The sequence below is a fragment of the Pseudoxanthomonas sp. G3 genome (assembly GCF_057654715.1).
In genome coordinates, this window is sequence record NZ_CM172805.1 from 1102013 (window position 1) to 1119536 (window position 17524).

Annotated in this window: 19 protein-coding genes and 1 pseudogene; 13 read left to right on the plus strand and 7 right to left on the minus strand. The window is 64.8% G+C overall.

The features are described from left to right. Window positions 1–8: 8 nt before the first annotated feature. Window positions 9–1382, plus strand: a pseudogene (locus tag AC23D6_RS05060) (NAD(P)(+) transhydrogenase (Re/Si-specific) subunit beta); the annotation flags it as partial. A gap of 12 nt (window positions 1383–1394) precedes the next feature. Here AC23D6_RS05060 and AC23D6_RS05065 read toward each other — a convergent pair. After that, window positions 1395–1808 (minus strand): hypothetical protein, encoded by a 414-nt coding sequence (locus AC23D6_RS05065; protein ID WP_487751726.1) that lies wholly within the window; start codon window positions 1806–1808, stop codon window positions 1395–1397. 115 nt (window positions 1809–1923) lie between these two features. Here AC23D6_RS05065 and sufT point away from each other — a divergent pair, with 115 nt between their 5' ends. Both sufT and AC23D6_RS05075 read left to right on the plus strand, forming a co-directional pair. Continuing rightward, window positions 1924–2475 carry a putative Fe-S cluster assembly protein SufT gene (gene sufT, locus AC23D6_RS05070; protein WP_487751727.1) on the plus strand — a complete coding sequence of 184 codons (552 nt, stop codon included), beginning with the start codon at window positions 1924–1926 and terminating at the stop codon, window positions 2473–2475. Window positions 2476–2526: 51 nt separating this feature from the next. Then, on the plus strand, window positions 2527–3624 hold the full coding sequence (locus tag AC23D6_RS05075) for a branched-chain amino acid aminotransferase (RefSeq protein ID WP_487752575.1): 1098 nt from the start codon (window positions 2527–2529) through the stop codon (window positions 3622–3624). Between the two features lie 79 nt (window positions 3625–3703). On the opposite strand, the gene AC23D6_RS05080 is transcribed toward AC23D6_RS05075, so the two are convergent. From AC23D6_RS05080 to AC23D6_RS05090, 3 genes are read right to left on the minus strand one after another with little or no spacing between them, the layout of a single operon-like run. After that, complete coding sequence (locus AC23D6_RS05080; protein WP_487751728.1) at window positions 3704–4195, minus strand: hypothetical protein; 492 nt, start codon at window positions 4193–4195, stop codon at window positions 3704–3706. Between the two features lie 24 nt (window positions 4196–4219). Further along, window positions 4220–5473 carry a peptidoglycan-binding protein gene (locus AC23D6_RS05085; RefSeq protein ID WP_487751729.1) on the minus strand — a complete coding sequence of 418 codons (1254 nt, stop codon included), beginning with the start codon at window positions 5471–5473 and terminating at the stop codon, window positions 4220–4222. After that, window positions 5470–6042, minus strand: coding sequence for a hypothetical protein (locus tag AC23D6_RS05090; RefSeq protein WP_487751730.1), 573 nt, complete (start codon window positions 6040–6042; stop codon window positions 5470–5472). Before AC23D6_RS05090 ends, AC23D6_RS05085 begins: the two co-directional genes overlap by 4 nt. A 527-nt stretch (window positions 6043–6569) precedes the next feature. Here AC23D6_RS05090 and AC23D6_RS05095 point away from each other — a divergent pair. The 5 genes from AC23D6_RS05095 (at window position 6570) to AC23D6_RS05115 (ending at window position 12689) form a co-directional block, all read left to right on the plus strand. Further along, the gene (locus AC23D6_RS05095) at window positions 6570–8360 is read left to right on the plus strand and encodes a S8 family peptidase (RefSeq protein WP_487751731.1); all 1791 of its coding nucleotides are present in this window, start codon (window positions 6570–6572) and stop codon (window positions 8358–8360) included. A gap of 680 nt (window positions 8361–9040) precedes the next feature. After that, window positions 9041–9685 carry a hypothetical protein gene (locus AC23D6_RS05100; protein ID WP_487751732.1) on the plus strand — a complete coding sequence of 215 codons (645 nt, stop codon included), beginning with the start codon at window positions 9041–9043 and terminating at the stop codon, window positions 9683–9685. Beyond that, window positions 9682–11046 (plus strand): hypothetical protein, encoded by a 1365-nt coding sequence (locus tag AC23D6_RS05105; RefSeq protein WP_487751733.1) that lies wholly within the window; start codon window positions 9682–9684, stop codon window positions 11044–11046. The genes AC23D6_RS05100 and AC23D6_RS05105 overlap by 4 nt, the downstream gene beginning before the upstream one ends. 51 nt (window positions 11047–11097) lie before the next feature. Then, the gene (locus AC23D6_RS05110) at window positions 11098–11661 is read left to right on the plus strand and encodes a hypothetical protein (RefSeq protein WP_487751734.1); all 564 of its coding nucleotides are present in this window, start codon (window positions 11098–11100) and stop codon (window positions 11659–11661) included. 239 nt (window positions 11662–11900) lie between these two features. Beyond that, complete coding sequence (locus tag AC23D6_RS05115) at window positions 11901–12689, plus strand: alpha/beta fold hydrolase (protein ID WP_487751735.1); 789 nt, start codon at window positions 11901–11903, stop codon at window positions 12687–12689. Window positions 12690–12809: 120 nt separating this feature from the next. Here the strand turns inward: AC23D6_RS05115 and AC23D6_RS05120 are convergent, their stop codons facing one another. Both AC23D6_RS05120 and AC23D6_RS05125 read right to left on the minus strand, forming a co-directional pair. Beyond that, on the minus strand, window positions 12810–13136 hold the full coding sequence (locus AC23D6_RS05120; protein ID WP_487751736.1) for a hypothetical protein: 327 nt from the start codon (window positions 13134–13136) through the stop codon (window positions 12810–12812). 239 nt (window positions 13137–13375) lie between these two features. Beyond that, on the minus strand, window positions 13376–13600 hold the full coding sequence (locus AC23D6_RS05125) for a hypothetical protein (protein WP_487751737.1): 225 nt from the start codon (window positions 13598–13600) through the stop codon (window positions 13376–13378). Between the two features lie 200 nt (window positions 13601–13800). Between AC23D6_RS05125 and AC23D6_RS05130 the strand changes: the two genes are divergently transcribed. The 5 genes from AC23D6_RS05130 to AC23D6_RS05150 all read left to right on the plus strand — a co-directional run bounded on the left by AC23D6_RS05130 (window position 13801) and on the right by AC23D6_RS05150 (window position 16889). Continuing rightward, window positions 13801–14016 (plus strand): DUF4287 domain-containing protein, encoded by a 216-nt coding sequence (locus AC23D6_RS05130; protein ID WP_487751738.1) that lies wholly within the window; start codon window positions 13801–13803, stop codon window positions 14014–14016. A 119-nt stretch (window positions 14017–14135) separates the two neighbouring features. Beyond that, on the plus strand, window positions 14136–15089 hold the full coding sequence (locus tag AC23D6_RS05135; protein WP_487751739.1) for a L,D-transpeptidase family protein: 954 nt from the start codon (window positions 14136–14138) through the stop codon (window positions 15087–15089). A 1-nt stretch (window position 15090) separates the two neighbouring features. Continuing rightward, the gene (locus AC23D6_RS05140; RefSeq protein ID WP_487751740.1) at window positions 15091–15759 is read left to right on the plus strand and encodes a M23 family metallopeptidase; all 669 of its coding nucleotides are present in this window, start codon (window positions 15091–15093) and stop codon (window positions 15757–15759) included. 177 nt (window positions 15760–15936) lie between these two features. Continuing rightward, window positions 15937–16317, plus strand: a complete 381-nt coding sequence (locus tag AC23D6_RS05145; RefSeq protein ID WP_487751741.1) for a hypothetical protein — start codon at window positions 15937–15939, stop codon at window positions 16315–16317. Between the two features lie 206 nt (window positions 16318–16523). Then, a complete protein-coding gene (locus AC23D6_RS05150) occupies window positions 16524–16889 on the plus strand; it encodes a GNAT family N-acetyltransferase (protein ID WP_487751742.1) in 366 nt (121 codons plus the stop codon). A 143-nt stretch (window positions 16890–17032) separates the two neighbouring features. Here the strand turns inward: AC23D6_RS05150 and AC23D6_RS05155 are convergent, their stop codons facing one another. Beyond that, window positions 17033–17518, minus strand: a complete 486-nt coding sequence (locus AC23D6_RS05155; RefSeq protein ID WP_056879779.1) for an asparaginase domain-containing protein — start codon at window positions 17516–17518, stop codon at window positions 17033–17035. Between the last annotated feature and the right edge of the window lie 6 nt (window positions 17519–17524).

Genomic DNA, 17524 nt, shown 5'->3' on the forward strand with positions numbered 1-17524 from the left:
CGTTGACGCTGGTGAAACTGAGTTACTTCGTGGCCGCCACGCTGTTCCTGCTGGGCCTGCAGCGCATGGCTAGCCCCAAGACGGCACGCAGCGGCATCCAGTGGGCGGGCGTGGGCATGCTGATCGCCACGATCGCCACGTTCTTCCTGCCGGGTCTGCACAACATCGGCCTGATGATCGCGGCCATCGTGATCGGCGTGGGCTTGAACTGGATCTGGGGCAAGAAGGTCGCCATCACCGACATGCCGCAGATGGTCGCGCTGTTCAACGGCATGGGCGGCGGTTCGGCTGCGGCGATCGGTGCGGTGGAACTGGTGCGCTATTCCGCTGGCGAACCGGCACCGTCGACCTTCACCCTGTCGCTGGCCGTTATCGGCGCGCTGATCGGTGCGGTGTCGCTGACTGGTTCGGTGATCGCCTGGGCCAAGCTCGACGGGCGCATGGACAAGCGCTACACCTTCCCGGGCCAGCAGTGGTTCAACGCACTGGTGGCGCTTGCCGCCATCGCCAGCGGCGTGATGGCGCTGACCACGCTGGCAATGCCGTGGGTCGTCGCGTTCTTCGTCCTCTCGCTCGCGCTGGGCGTGCTGATGACGCTGCCCATCGGCGGCGCCGACATGCCGGTGGTGATCTCGCTCTACAACGCCTTCACCGGCCTGGCGGTCGCGTTCGAAGGCTACGTGCTGGGTAACGAGGCGCTGATCATCGCCGGCACCATGGTCGGCGCGGCCGGCATGCTGCTGACGCGGCTGATGGCCAAGGCGATGAACCGCAAGATCACCAACGTGCTGTTCTCGAACTTCGGCGGCGGCAGCGCGGCCATGCAGGAGATCGGCGGTTCGATGAAGCCCATCGAGGCCGCCGACGTGGCCGCGATGATGGCCTACGCCGAACGGGTGGTGATCGTGCCCGGCTATGGTCTTGCCGTGGCGCAGGCGCAGCACAAGATCTGGGAGCTGACGCAGAAGCTGATTGAGCGCGGGGTGAAGGTGAAGTTCGCCATCCACCCGGTCGCCGGCCGCATGCCGGGCCACATGAACGTGCTGCTCGCCGAAGCCGGCGTGCCCTACGACCTGATCGCCGACATGGACGACATCAACCCCGAGTTCGCCAACACCGACGTGTCGCTGGTGATCGGCGCCAACGACGTGGTGAACCCGGTGGCGAAGACCGATCCGGCCAGCCCGATTTACGGCATGCCGATCCTCGATGTGGTGAATTCCAAGAACACCATCGTCATCAAGCGCGGCAAGGGCACCGGCTTCGCCGGCATCGAGAACGCCCTGTTCTACGCCGACAACACCCGCATGCTGTACGGCGACGGCAGCGAGATGGCGAACGCGCTGGTCAGCGAACTGAAGGCGCTCGACGGCGGGCACTGAGCCCGCCGCTCGTCAGCGCGACCACCACGCCGCCAGCCACGGCGCGACGGCCAGGGCCAGCCACTCCAGCGGCGTGGTGGCCAGCGTCAGCAGCGTCCAGCCGTGGTGCACGCCCAGCTTCAACGCCGAATCCCAGGGTGCGAGGCCCAGCGCGAAGCCCAGCTGGGTCGCCACGATCCCCCACGCCGAGACGGCGCAGATCACTGTCGTGGCGAGCAGCGCCAGCACGGCGCGGCTCTTGCCAGCGCGCATGCCGCCCAACCGCAGCACCACGATCACGTCCAGCGCCGCCAGCAGGGCCATCCAGCCCGCCTGCCGTTGCAGGTAGAGGGCGACGGTCACCCAGATCAGCACCAGGCTGGCGCCGCCGAGCAGCAACATCACGGGGACCAGCCAGGGGAAGGGGCGACGCGCGACGGGGGACATGGGGACTCCGGCAGGGGCCGCCAAGGATACGGCCTCGGCCCGGCCCCGTCCCCGGGGGCGGGGGCTACAATAGGTCGCCTTGCAGCGCCCCACGCGCGTCCCCATCTGATCCGGCATGTATTCCCGCAGCAGCGAACCCGTCCAATTCTCCCGCGACTGTGCGGCCGTCCTCGTCCCCCAGGGCGAGCTCGTCACCCTGCCGGCCGGCAGCTACGGCTACATCACCCAGGCGCTGGGCGGCAGCTACACGGTCTTCGTGGAAGGCAACCTGTTCCGCATCGCCGGCAAGGACGGCGACGCCATCGGCAAGGAGCCCACCGAACCGCTGTCGCTGCCCGACAACGCCAGCGATGAGGAAGTCGAAGCCCTGGTGTGGAACCAGCTGCGCACCTGTTTCGATCCGGAAATCCCCTTCAACATCGTCGACCTCGGCCTGGTCTACGAAGCCACCCTCAGCACCCGCGACGACGGCCAGCGCGGCGTCGAGGTGAAGATGACGCTGACCGCGCCCGGCTGCGGCATGGGCGAGATCCTCGTCGATGACGTGCGCAGCAAGCTGGAGATGATCCCCACCGTCGCCGAGGCGGACGTCGAACTGGTGTTCGACCCGCCGTGGGGCCGCCACATGATGTCCGAAGCCGCCAAGCTGGAAACCGGCATGCTCTGAGCCCCCGGCTCGCCCCTTGCAGAACCCGTCAGGAAGGAAGAGATGAACGTGATGAATGCCGCCCCGTTGACCTACCGCGTGAACCGCTCCGACAAGGCCCGCACGGCGGCCGAGCGCGACGCCATCCTCGCCAATCCCGGGTTCGGCCTGCACTTCACCGATCACATGGTCGCCATCACCTGGGACAGGGCGCAGGGTTGGCACAGCGCCGAAGTGCGCGCCTACGGTCCGCTGTCGCTCGACCCGGCGGCCTCGGTACTGCACTACGGCCAGGAGATCTTCGAAGGCATCAAGGCCTATCGTCACGCCGACGGCTCCATCTGGACCTTCCGCCCCGATGCCAACGGCAAGCGCCTGCAGCGTTCGGCCGCGCGCCTCGCGCTGCCGCAGCTGCCGGTGAACGAATTCGTCGAATCGTTGCGCCAGCTGGTCGCCATCGATGGCGACTGGGTGCCGTCGGCGCCGGAGACCAGCCTGTACTTCCGTCCCTTCATGATCGCCACCGAGGCCTTCCTCGGCGTACGCGCCGCGCATCAGGCCGGCTACTACGTCATCGCCAGCCCGGCCGGCGCGTACTTCGCCAAGGGCGTCGCGCCGGTGTCGATCTGGTTGTCGGAGGACTATGCCCGCGCCGCGAAGGGCGGCACCGGCGCCGCCAAGTGCGGCGGCAACTACGCCGCTTCGCTGTTGCCGCAACAGGAAGCGCAGGCGCAGGGCTGCTCGCAGGTGCTGTTCCTCGATCCGGTGGAAGGCAAGTACCTGGAAGAACTGGGCGGCATGAACGTGTTCCTGGTCTACAAGGACGGCCGCATCGTCACCCCTGAACTCTCGGGCAGCATCCTGGAAGGCATCACCCGCGACAGCATCCTGCAGATCGCGCGCGACCGTGGCCACACCGTCGAAGAGCGCAAGGTGTCCATCGACGAATGGAAGCAGGGCGTCACCTCGGGCGACATCGTCGAAGTCTTCGCTTGCGGCACCGCCGCGGTGATCACGCCTATCGGCCAGCTCAAGGGCAAGGACTTCGCCGTGGGCGATCTCAACGCGCCCGCGGGCGAGGTGACGATGGGCATCCGCAAGGAACTCACCGACATCCAGTATGGCCGCCTGCCGGACCGCCATGGTTGGTTGGTCAAGCTGCGCGACTAAGGTTTCGCTTCGACCAATACGGGCCGGTGAGGATCGGCCCGTATTGCGTTTGCCGGGTCATTGACGATGTGGCGATGTATCACCGCCGTGGTTTCGCAGGACGATACTGGCGCTTCTCGCCGCGGGCGGGCGCCGCCGCATCTGTGTTCACGCAGAGATGACCATCGCATAGCACAGCGTCGGATGCGGCGTAGGCCCGAAGGATGGGAATAGCTTGTTCATGGCGCTGCAGCTCTGATTGCGCTGCATCGAGCTCGCGCCGGTAGTAGCCAAGCAGCAACCACCCGACGATCAGGAGCAACAGCAAAGCGCTACTCGCCAGTGCGAAGACGACGGAGACCGTCCGTTGTGCTGTCTGGAGTCTCGCGCATGCACCCTCGACGGTGCGCTCGTACTTGAGCGCGGCGGGCGCGAGGGCCAATTGGGCCTGTTCTTGCAGTGTTTTCATCTGTTGGTGGAATCGATCCGCCATCTGCCGATCACGCTGTTCGAGCTTCGTCGTCAGAGCCGCCTGAAGCCTGATGCTGTTTTGCAGCGCGGCTAGGACTTCTTCTGTTTCACTGTGCGTCATGTCCACGTCCTTGTTGGTGGAAGCCTAAATCGTCCTTACCGGTCCTTGCTGTTCAAGCGCAGGCCCGTGCCCTATCGACTGTGCCCTGTCTAGCATCCGATCTCGCGCGCTCGCCTCTTGGGCGATCAAGGACGCAGCAATGTCTTCGCAAGCGGTCGAGATAGCGCGCTCATCGCCAGAGCGCAATGCGTCAGCCAAACGGTCGAGATCTGCACTCCCGGTCCCGCTCGAGCTTGTCCTTCGTCCGTTAACGGGCGGGGGAAGCGGGTTCGGCAGCTCCGGGCGATGGTCAGGATGGCTGGGGTGCCCAGGTGCACGGGGGCCAGGAGGATGGATATCGTCAGGCAGCGCGTGCCGGCCACGAAGCGCCGGGTCGAATGGCGGTGGCATACGTTGCGTGTCAGGAGGTGCAAAGCGTGATGTCGGAAGATCGATGTCGCCCGTCTGGGGAATGCCGTGGGTGCGCTGGAAGTCCAATACGGCTCCTTGCATGGATGCACGGTACACGCCGTCTTGGACCAAGGTGTCGCCTTCCGGGCCAGAGTATCCCTCGATGTCCATGACGCGTTGCAGATCAAGTACGCGGGGATCCGATTCGCCGAGGCGCAACGTGCCGTCATCGACAACGTGTCTTGGGCCTATGTTCTCGCGATACTCGGCCTGGACAGGTAGTCGTCCGCTGACCAGATCGCCGACATAGTTCTCGTATTCCTGGTAATAGCGCGTATCGACTTCCATATGCACGTGAGTCGCCCCGGTCTGCTGCGTTCCCTGGGTTCCCAGGGATTCGCCATAGGCAACCGTCTGCCCCTCTGAGACGGCGATCGGGTGCATATGTCTGATGCGTGCGATGACTTCGCCATCCTGCCGGTCGTAGATGTCTACGAGGCCCTGGCGCTCGTTCACGCGACCGATATAGCCTGCGACGGGGGACGGGACATCGACGGCACGCGCGGCAGCGGACATGGGCGGCTGATCCGGATCTTCCAGGATGAAATCCTTCTTCAGCAGCACCTGGTTCGGCCCCAGGTTATGTGTTCTGCCTGGCCGGGCTATGTCGACTTCTTCGATCTCGCCACCGATGATCGCGTGGGTACGGCCCGGCTCGCCATTGACGATCCGGCCGTCTAGCATGTGCGCATGCCGATTTGCATTCGGGTGGTGCGTTACCAGGCTGTCGAAGTCGGAAACTGTCTCGTTTGACTGCAGGCCGTCCGGTTCACGTGGCGCGCCCAACTGCGTGACGCGGTAGGTTGAAGGCGTCCTCGCATTCGTCATGACATGACCTCCGTCGCCTTCTCGTCGATCTCGGGAGGGTAGAGGTCCTGCCTGACCGCGTCGCACCTGAAATAGGTCGCTGGGGCGCCACCGAATCGAGCGGGCGACTCCCATTCGAGCTTCCCGTCATGCAATGAAAGTCGGGACATCTCGCGATCTGCCACGGATTGCCCATTGGGCATGGCATCGATACCGACTCGCGTGGTAACACGCCAAGCGTCCCCGCCATCCGGCTCGGAGCGCTCGACGACCAGGAAATCCCCTTCGCCGTACTCGGCGAACACGTGAATCAGGTCGGGACTCACTACCAGGCTGCCGACAAGAACGACTAGCGCCTCGTCATGCCCTTCTGCGGCGTTCAAGAGCGCCCGATATCTTCGACAGCTCGAGACGCCCTCCGCGTCATCGGAGTACCAAACGCCCGTCAATACGTCCGGCAAACGGGGTGTGGTTGAGTGATTCTCTCGTGCCGTGATCGGGATGCTGTCGGGCGCCCTGCTCGATGCACGGCATCCCGGGCCTACCACCATCAGGGCCAACAGCAAGCATTCCAGCATGCGTCCTTTCATGTTGCCTCTCCCTTTCTGGAGTCTACCGAACTTGTCTGGCATCAATACACGGTGGAATCGTCGATGGCGAGTCACAAATGCGCGCACCCTATAGTCCAAGACGACCGCCTGCTTATCGCCAGTGCTGGTCGGTGAAGCTGCGCGACTGATCGCTACACGTATGTACGAGGAGCCCGCGCCATCGCGGGCTCTTTTTTTGCGTAGTGAAAAGAGATCCTCACGAATAAAAAATTCGCGCTCATCACGCATGCGCCACGTAAATGAATCTACGCGCCGATGTCCACCGGTGACTTCCACTTCATGCGTGTAGCCCGATGATTACGTTTGTAACGTGATGCCATGAAGTGTGTCCTTCATCGCTGATTCACGTTGTCGCGAACCGCTAGCGTCGACATGTGCCGTGCATTGCACCGTGCGACACCCGGTCGAACGCAATAGCCCGTGTCACCCCCTCCCGCGCCAGCCCCTGCGCCCCCGACCGGGCTCTTGCCGTTTTTCGGCTTTCGACAACTTTGAGGGAGAGTCTGATGTCTGGATTTGCAAAGCGTGGTTCGCGTGTCCGCCTGCTGTGCCTGTCTTCGGCCGTGCTGGCGTCGTTGTACGCATTGCCCGCCATGGCCGGGCGCGTGGACATGAGTGGCCTGCAGGTGGAAGAACCGGGTGGCTACGACCGCTTCATCGTGAAGTACCGCGACGGCAGCACCGAAAGCACCAACGCGACGCAGTTGCAGCGCTCGCTGACCAACGCGGCCAGCACCGGCGTCGCCAAGCGCGGCGGCCGCGCACTGGGCCTGCAGAAGCTGCGCCGGCTGGCCGCCGGTGGCGCGGAGGTCGTGCGCGCCGACCGCAAGCTCGACCGCGTCGAAGCCGAATCGCTGATGCGCCAGCTGGCCGCCGATCCGAACGTGGAATACGTGGAAGTCGACCAGCGCATGTATCCCGTGCTGACCCCGAACGACACCCGCTTCTCCGAGCAGTGGGGCTTCGGCACCACCGCGTCTGGCATCAACGTGCAGCCGGCGTGGGACAAGTCCACCGGCGCGGGCGTGGTGGTGGCGGTGATCGACACGGGCATCACCAACCACGCCGACCTCAACGCGAACATCCTGCCGGGCTACGACTTCATCAGCGACACCTTCGTGTCGCGCGACGGCAACGGTCGCGACTCCAACCCGAACGACGAAGGCGACTGGAACCCGGTGGCAGGCGAGTGCTACAGCGGTTCGCCGGTGACCAATTCCAGCTGGCACGGCACCCACGTGGCCGGTACGGTCGCGGCGGTCACCAACAACGCCACCGGCGTGGCCGGTACCGCGTTCGGCGCGAAGGTGGTGCCGGTGCGCGTGCTGGGCCGTTGCGGTGGTCTGACCTCCGACATCGCCGATGCGATCACCTGGGCCTCCGGCGGCACCGTCAGCGGCGTGCCCGCCAATGCCAACCCGGCCGAAGTGATCAACATGTCGCTCGGTGGCGGCGGTACGTGCTCGGCCACCTACCAGAACGCGATCAATGGCGCGGTCGGTCGCGGCACCACGGTCGTCGTCGCGGCCGGCAACAGCAATACCAATGTGTCGAGCGCGGTGCCGGCGAACTGCCCGAACGTCGTGGCCGTTGCGGCGACGACCTCATCGGGCTCGCGTGCCAGCTTCTCCAACTACGGCACGGGCATCGACATCTCCGCGCCGGGCCAGAGCATCCTGTCCACGCTCAACACGGGTACCACCACGCCCGGCAGCGCCAGCTACGCGTCGTACAACGGCACGTCGATGGCGGCGCCGCACGTGGCCGGCGTGGTCGCGCTGATGCAGGCCGCCGCGCCGTCGCCGCTCACCCCGGCGCAGGTGGAAAGTCTCCTGAAGAGCACCGCACGCCCGTTGCCGGGCACCTGCTCAGGCGGCTGCGGCGCGGGTATTGCCAACGCCGACGGTGCGGTGGTGGCGGCGCAGGGCGGCACGCCGCCGGGCGGCGGCACGACCACCTACAGCAACGGCACGGACTACGCGATCCCGGACAACAACACCACGGGCATCAGCAGCACCATCGCCGTGTCGGGCCGTACGGGCAATGCGCCGAGCAATGCGCAGGTGGCGGTCAACATCGTGCACACCTACATCGGCGACCTGATCGTCGATCTGATCGCGCCGGACGGCTCGGTGTACGTGCTGCACAACCGCACCGGCGGCAGCGCGGACAACATCAACCAGACCTACACGGTCAACCTGTCGAGCGAAGCGTTCAACGGCAGCTGGCGCCTGCGCGCCCGCGACCGCGCCAGCGTCGACACCGGCTACATCAACAGCTGGAGCATCACCTTCTAAGGTTCCCCGCTGGGGGCACAGGGAGGTGCAGGAAGAACCCCGGTCTAGGCCGGGGTTCTTTTTTGTCACTTTCCCCATTGGAGGCGGAGGCTGCGTCAATCACATTCTCTGCAGATGCTGCCGAGTCGCATCGGTCTGTGGAGTCAATCGGGATGAGGCACATGCATTCGATGAGCGACTGATGTAGATATGGACGTGAGCGCGGACTTGCTCTGGCGGAATTGAAGTACCAGCGACGGCGCGCCAGCATGATCAACAGGAGGTTGTAGATGCAAAGGAAGCTTCTCGCCATTCTCGCAACAGTGGCCGCCATGAGCGCATGCGGCGCCGTTCACCGCAACGCATCCGACCGGCCGGGGGCGATTTCTCCAGGACCCGTCTCGCTTGGCTCGACACTTCCGAGTGCGCCACCCAGTACTCCCGATCCCTGGACTCCCTATGAAGTGGAGAAAGGGATGGGTGCGCAGTGGTGTCCGGAAGACCCCAACGACGATAGCGGTAGAACGCGATATGGCGGGCTCAACAGAGCATGCTTGGGTTTGCTGCCCCGGCATCTTGCCGAAGTACTCGTCGCGATCCCGACCGAGCACATCTTTCTCCCAACTGACGTCCGCGCGGATCAGACGCGCCGATCGCAGCCCTACTTGGCGCTGCCAGGGCGCGGGAAACGGCCAGACTTCATGGCCAATATCGATATTCTGGAAGGCATCCAGATACGCTCGTTCGAGGGAACGCAGCCATCCGACACCGTCTATCTGGTGATCGGTCCTTTCAAGTGCATCGATCACGATCCCTTGATAGCACGGGAAGGCGAATATCTGGTCGAAACGGAAGCCTGCAAGGCGGCGCATGCCGAGCCGCGGCTTTACAGGTGGTCGCGCAAAGGGAGCCTGCGTGACGTTACCGGGGAGTATCTCCCAGCGCCTGCGATGACGCAGGCTGAGCAGGCATTGACCGCGCCCTTCGTGCCCTATCTGGAGACCACGAGACTGGCGCGTGCGCCGGTCATGCGGTGGACCATATCCCTCAAGGACGCCTCTCCTCCTGGCCGGACAGACGACCATGACTACGATCCGGTCCCGATGCCCGACTGGGTACCTGAGGCCCGGCGATTGGGAAGTGACTTGCATCTTGGCTTTGTGGTCTGGAACGGGAAGAACTTCGAGCTCCGGCAGCGCGTCCCCAGAGCGCTATGGCCCCTGCCCAACTGCGATCCACTGCGGCCGGATGTGAGGTGTCTTGCTGGTGACCCGTCTCAAGGCCGAAACGAGGATCCGTTCGTCGACGAGGACGATATTGAGCAAACGAGGGGGGCAACGCCATGACCAACCCCCATCCCACGAATGCATCGGATATCGACATTCGTGCCGTCGCGGATCGAGTGATCGCACGGATGCGGCAAGGCCAACCCGACCAGGCATTGCACCTACTTGAGACCGAAAGGCAGGGTGAGCGCAGAATCGTGCAGGAGGCGTTGGATCGGTACGTGTCCGTCGGTGCACGGGCACAGATCGATGAGATTCATCAGTCTGGTGGATTGCGATCGCCAGCGTTCGTGCCCGCGCTCGAACGTCTGAGGCAGGCTGGGCAGCCCCCCAGAGTCCCGGACTACAACGGCCGAGAGATCAACGAGCCCAATGAGCTGATTGGCCTGACCACGGCGCAAAAGTTCGACGTCTATGCCAGCATCGTGGCGACGCGAGGAAGCCAGGCGGCATCGGATGCACTGCAGAACGGGGAGAGCGTGCTGCTTGGGTTGCGCAAGGAAACATCCACGTTGGCCTCGATGGGTGATCGTGACTCGCGTGGGACTGGGGTCTATGACGACCATATCGTTGTGCTCCGAAAGCAGGCCAATGGCGAGCGTCACGTGTTCATCGCCGATCGCGCGAGTACCGAGCCCACCGCCCAATATGACGAACGCGCGCAACCTGGTCCGCGCCGCGAGAACACGCCGTACGCCAATGTGGCATGGCGCCGAAGCGAGGGCGAGGACGTTAACCGTGACGGCATCATGGATATGGGTAGACTGGCCGAGGGGACCATCGAGATGGCGGATGCCGACCATCCGAACCCACGATTGGCCGGGACGACTGACGCATTCAGGCCTTCAGCCGAACAGTTGAGGGCGCCGCGAGACGCGCATCGGTTGCAGCGCGACAGCAATGGCGATGGCTGGTTCACCCACAATGACATCAACGGTGTGCAGGACCTGAATCGAAGCTTCAAGATTCATAGTGGCTCGCGCGGGAACACGGATTCGGCCGGTTGCCAGACGATCCACCCCGAGGATTACCTCGCTTTTAACAATGCTGCCCGAGCCAATCCCCAACAGACCCGCTGGCAATACGTGCTCACGTCGACGGAGGGAGGTCTCTTTCATGACGTGAACCGCGGCGGTGAGGAGGAGCAGGAGCCACGGCAACTACCCCTCCCTCGGAGGCCCGATGCTCCCGCTGATGACCGGCAGGGCCGACAAGGGCATGAGTTGGGGGCGAGTGACTCCTCGGTAGATCGCTACCTCGCTGCGGTGATGTCCGGCGATAGTGCAGCCGCCGACCGTGCCGCAACCGAATTCGCCCGCTCAGCAGAAGGCCGGCACATGGAAGCACAGGGAAACCAATGGCTCGCCCAACACCAGGCCGTAGAGCAGGCGCAGTCGCAGGACCGGCAGATGGCGCGCTAGGTGATCGCCGGAAAATTTCATCCACACGGAAATCGAGAACAAGGAGTTGTCATGGAAGACATCAACGCCATACCTGCTGCCGCGATACCACCCGAGGCCATCAAGGCGCTGATGACGCTGCGTGCCGAAATGGTCCAGCGTGAGGCGCGCATGAGCGCGACGATCAACGAGCACGTGCAGTCGTTGCGGCAGGAAGCAGGCCAGTTCCGTCGCGATGTGGCGGCTATCGTGGAAGGGGCCGGCACGCGGATTGTGCAGGATGCCCGAGAAGCAGTTTCCCCCGTCGCCGCCGAGTACACCCATGCCGTATCCGCCACGTCCGCGCAGTTGCGCGGCGTGGGAACAACGGTGTGGCTGTGGTTTGCCGCTATCGGCACGACTCTGCTGCTGGTGGTGCTGGTCGCCTCGATGGTGCTGGGCTATTACCGCCGTGAACTGTCCACCGCGAAAGAGGAACTCCAGCGCTATGAAGACGCCATACCGGTCGTGCAGGCCTTCTACGCTTCCGATGCGGTCCTATGCGGGGGCGTCATCTGCACCCATGCCGACCCGGGCGGAATGCGGGCCGGCGACAAAGGCCAGTACCGTGCGGCCAGGGCCAGAAGAACCCCCTGAGGTTGCCGCTCGGCTGCGGATGAGGCTCGCGCCGCGATGAGCAACAAGACCCCAGCCTAGGCCGGGGTTCTTTTTTCCGTGAGCGGGCTGTCTTGGCGGTGGCGGTTCGATGGGGGCGGGAAGAACGGCACGATTGATCAAGTTTCCGGGACGTTCGGTAGCCGATAGTCCGGGCGGGCGTCGCACAGTAGCCGTGCCGGCCGACGCGCCGCCTCCCTACTCACGCCAAGGAAACCACCATGTCCAAGCTGATTCCCCTCCTGTTCGCGGCCACCTTGGCTGCCGTCCTTTCTCCGTTGGCCCGGGCCGGCGATGCCGGGCAGGGCACGACCGCTGCGGTAAAGAACGTGGTGCTGGTGCACGGCGCCTTCGCCGATGGCGCCGGCTGGCGCCCGGTCTACGACGACCTGACCGCGCGCGGTTACCGCGTTTCCATCGTGCAGAACCCGCTGACCTCGCTCGCCGACGACGTGCAGGCCACCCGCCGCGTGTTGGACCGCCAGGACGGCCCGGCCATCCTGGTCGGCCATTCGTGGGGCGGCACGGTCATCACCGAAGCCGGCGTGCACGACAAGGTGGTCGGTCTGGTCTACGTGTCGGCACTGGCGCCGGACGCGGGCGAAACCACGGCCCAGCAGTACACCGGCTTCGCGCCGACGCCGGAATTCGTGATCGAGACCTCCAGCGACGGGTTCGGCTTCATCCGTCCGGACAAATTCAAGGCAGGCTTCGCCCACGACACCACCGATGCCGATGCGGCCTTCCTGCGGGATTCGCAGGTGCCCATCAACATGGCCGCGTTCGGCACGAAGCTGACGCACGCCGCCTGGCGCAGCAAGCCCAGTTGGGCCGTGATCGCCACCGAGGACAAGGCGTTCGACCAGGCCATGCTCATCCACATGGCCGAGCGCATCAACGCGCGCATCACCCGGGTTTCCGCCAGCCACGCGGTGTTCATGACCCAACCCAAGGTGGTCGCCGACACGATTGACCAGGCGGCACGGCACGCGGGCCAGGCAGCGAAGTAAGCGCACCGCGACAACGGCCCTGCGAGGCGGGGCCGTCGTCGTGCGCCGCAAAGCGGGGCGGCGACCGTGGGTGCCCTCGCGCCTACCGAAATCCTCGTTGGCGCGTTATCGGTGCTCTTCTCACACCGAGGGCGTTTCGGCCTTTCTTCTCACACTCAGGTGGAACGTTGACCCTTTTGGGGTGTTTCTTCTCTCACTAAGGTCCAGCGTTGCATGTTTTTCGGCCTTTCTTCTCACACTAAGGTCCAGCGTTGGATGTTTTTCGGCCTTTCTTCTCACACTAAGATCCAGCGTCGGATGTTTTTCGGCCTTTCTTCTCACACAAAGATCCAACGTTGGATGTTTTTTGGCCTTTCTTCTCACACAAAGATCCAACGTTGGATGTTTTTTGGTCTTTCTTCTCACAAAAAGGTCCAACGTCGGATGTTTTTCGGTGTTTCTTCTCACACAAAGATCCAACGTTGCCTCTCTTCGGCGCGTCTTCTCACGTTGAGGCCGATCGCGGGATGCGCCAGGCGCGGCTGAGTCGGTTCTGCGGAACGGCAAGCCGGTGGGCGGGCCGAACGCGCGTGACGAGGCGGCGCGTATCGATGCACAGGGCGGTCGGCGCGAGCGCGAACCCGCATCGGGGCCGCAGGTGTTGGGAGTCCGCCGACCGTGCGTGCCGGTGGGAGCGTGCTGCGAATTTAGACGATGCCCCAGCCCTGCCGACGCGCGATCTTGAGGATCTCGTCTTCGGCGGCCTCGGGCGTGGCGTGGAGTTCGCGGGTGACGACGTAGACAGTGCAGGGCGCTTGCGCGCTCCTGAAGTTCGCGCGTGCCTGTACGTAACCCATGCCGAGGGCGTTCTTGCGCTCGGCGAATTCGATGCGCAGCACAATGCCCGCTTCGCACGCTTCTTTCGGTTGCATCGTGGGCGCTCATAGGCGCCGAGAGTGTGCGCGCAACCCTTCTACGCCCTTTCATGGGGCATGGCAAGGACAGCCAGGCGCCGCGCGGAGGGCAGCCGGCGGCGGCATGTCGATCTCAGGCACGCAGTTTCGTCGAACACGCATGGCGGTATCCCGGCAGCCAATGGGGCAGCCGCCGCCAGCCACGAGGAGAGACCCGCATGACGACGAATGAAAAAGTGAAAGGCCCGGCGTCCTACTTCCCGTCGATAGAGAAGCAGTACGGCAAGCCGGTGGAGCACTGGTTCAAGGTGCTGGATGCCGTCAGCGACCGCAAGCACATGGAGCAGGTGGCGTTGTTGAAGACCGAACACAAGCTGGGCCATGGCCACGCGAATGCGTTGGTGGCGTACCACAAGGCGAAGCGAGGGGGGTGAGCACTTCCCGCACACCGGCGACCTGCGGCGCCGTTGCCCGCGCCGGTCGGCGGGGACGCTTGACGCAGCGATGACATCGGCCTTTCGAAGATGCGGGCACTATCACCGGAGCCCCGCTCATGCCCACGCGAATCCTTGCCACCGGTTTGCTCGCCCTCGCCTCGGCCTCTTCCTTCGCGAACGACCCCACGCCCCTCGCCGCGCAGGCGAACGATCCGGCCGTGCGGGAGGGCGTGGCGGGTCTGGTGCGTGCGCAGGTGCTGCTCGACCGGGCGCACTTTTCGCCTGGTGAAATCGATGGCCTGTCCGGGTCCAACCAGCGGCGCGCGCTGCGGGGCTACCAGGCCGCCAAGGGCCTGGCCGTCACCGGCGAACTCGATCAGGCGACGTGGGCGGCCTTGAACGCAGGCGCGCCCGCCGTCATCACCGCCTACACCTTGACCGTCGAAGATGTGGGCCAGCAGTACGTCCGCATTCCCAACGACATGATGGCGCAGGCGAAGCTACCGTCGCTGGGCTTCGCATCGCTGCGCGAAGCCCTCGGCGAGCGCTTCCACGTGGCCCCGGCGCTGCTCGAAAAACTGAATCCCGGCGTGGACTTCGCCCAGGCGGGCACCGAGATCCGGGTGCCAAACGTGGCCGATGTCGGGGCCCCGCCCAAGGCCGCCCGCGTGCTGATCGACAAGTCCGACTCCACGCTCGCCTTGATCGATGCCGCGGGCAACGTCGCCTCCCAGTTCCCGGTGTCCTCGGGCAGCGAGAAGGATCCGCTGCCGCTGGGCGAGTGGAAGATCCTCGGCACCGCGATCCATCCCACCTTCCACTACAACCCGGCCTTGTTCTGGGACGCCGATCCTTCGCATGCCAAGGCCAAACTGCCTGCCGGCCCGAACAGTCCCGTGGGCACGCGGTGGATCGATCTCTCCAAGCCGCATTACGGACTGCACGGCACGCCCGAGCCGGCCACCGTGGGCAAGGCGCAATCCCATGGCTGCGTGCGGCTGACGAACTGGGATGTCGAACGCGTGGCCGCGGCCGTTGCGCCGTCCACCCCTGTCGTGATGCAGGACTAGCATGAAGTACGTGCTGGTCCTGCTGCTGGTGGTGACGCTGGGTGCGGTGGTGTGGAGCGGCGTGGAGATCGCGCCCACGCCGCGCACCGAGGCGGCACGCACGGTGGCACCGCCGATGATCGAACCGCGCGGCGCGGGAGCACCATCGCGCGCGGCGAGTACGCCTGCGGTGGCGAGCGACGCAGGCGTGCCGTCCGTTGCGGTTCCGCCGCCGCGTGCAGGCACCGGGGTGCCCACGCCCGCCGCGCTGCTGCTTCCCGTGCAGGGCGTAAGTGCGGCAGAGCTCACCGATACCTACACCGATGCCCGCAGCGAGGGGCGTTCCCACGACGCCATCGACATCATGGCCGCCAAGGGCACGCCCGTCCTCGCCGTGGCCGACGGGCACGTGGAAAAACTCTTCACCAGCGAACGCGGTGGCCTGACGATCTATCAGTTCGAGCCCACCGGTCGCTACGCCTACTACTACGCCCACCTGGACCGCTATGCCGACGGACTGGCGGAAAAACAGCAGATCCGGCGCGGCGAAGTGATCGGTTACGTGGGTGCCACCGGCAACGCCAGCCCCGATGCACCGCACCTGCACTTCGCCATCTTCCAGCTCGGCCCCGAAAAACAATGGTGGAAGGGCACCCCGATCAATCCCTACCCGGTATTGACCGCGCGCTGAGTCTGTAACGGGGAGGCGCGGCGGTGGATGCTGTCGCCTGCGGGGCGCATGCATGACCCATCATCTTCTTAGGCATGTCGTGGAGGATGTTCAGGAGGGCGATGATGAGCCTGCTGCGCCCGAGGATGTCCAGGGCAGGGGGAACTGAGATTTCCTGGTGTCTTTCGCGCCCGTTTGGTGGCCCGCGCTGTGGGCTTTCAGGCGCCGGCGTTCCTGGCCTCGCCTTTTCTCTTTGTGGGAACCGTTGCGGCCTTGGTCTACGGGGTGTTTTCGTTTTTGGGCTTCGCGATCCTATTACCTATCGAGGCACACGGCATATTCATCGCGCCGCAGCTCGAAGCGGCCGACATCGCCCATGGGGCATGGCTGGTAGGCATCTCGCGCTTCTTCGCCGATTACTGGTGGCTACTGATCCCGCCGGTGCAGTTCGCGCTGACCGGGATCATCACGCGGCAGGTCGGTCGGCGGTGGGAACACATCTGCGCGGCCCCGCCTGGTGACCCACCCGGGCCGAATCCGCTTCGCGATGCGACGGGGCTTGGGCGCGATTTCGCATGAAAGGTTGCCAGAGGCTCTAGGCCCGAAGCCCGGATGTTCGATCTTGCCGGTGCCGTGGTAACCGGCACGCGCCGCACCGACTGCGCGGCGATTCAGCTCGGGACAGGTATCCTGCGTGCCCCTTCCGGCCTGACTCCCTTCGCCCAGGCCGCGGCCCGGCCCGGCGTGACGCGGGTGTGCGGCCATCGCAGCCAAGTAGACCCTGATTGAAAGCAACCCCTCTCCAATGGAAAACAGACTGGCGCTTCGAAGAAAGCCAGCAGCGGCGGCACTACGTCATCGAGCCGTGGCTTGATGGCCGCCGGGTAGGGCGCGCCCACGGCTGGTTCGAGTCCGGCGAACGCTTCGTCCTGGAGAAGATCGAGATTGATTCGAACATGCGCTCGCGTGGCTTTGGAAGTACGGTGATCGAGCGACTGCGACAGAAGGCACGTGACGAGGGATGTCGCGAACTGTTGATCAACAACGTGCGTTCCAACAACCACAGGGCGATCTCGCTCTACGAGGCCCTGGGCGCAAAGGCGGTCCCGCTGTCGTCGAGCCTCTGCGCGTTTGCCATCTCGCCGCCGTAGGCGTGGCGCTTGGAAAGACGGAATAGCATCGGCGTGCGTTTGCCGATTGCGCCGCAAGGGTCGGAAAACACTTCCTTCTTCCGCAAAGCACAAGGCCCGCATCAGCGGGCCTTGTCGTTTCAGGGAGTGCGTGTGTTACCGCCTCACACCGCTTCGAACCGATTCGCCGCCACGTTCTTGCGGACCTTCGCCGGGTCCCAGATGCGGCCGTTCATGGCGATGTAGACGCCGGTGGGTAGCGACTGCACGGCGCCGATGGCGCAGCCGATGTTGAATTCGGCATCCGAGCCGCGGAAGCGGGCCGGGCTCAGCGCGCCGGTCATCACGATGGTCTTGTCCGGGATCGAGGCCAGCACGTGGCCGGTCTGCACCATGCTGTCGGTGCCGTGCGTGACCAGCACGTGCTTGGTCGGCTGCGCGGCGATGGTCGCGCGGATTAGCTCGCGGTCCTCGTCGGTGATGTGCAGCGAATCCTTGCGCAGGATCGGGATGACCGTGAAGCGGAACGTCACCCCCAGCTCGCGCAGGATCATGCCGATCTGCGGGTCGCCGATCTGGTAGTCCGACTTGTCGTCGAAGTAGATCTTGTCGATCGTGCCACCGGTGGTGACGATCAGCAGCTCTTCCATCTCGTG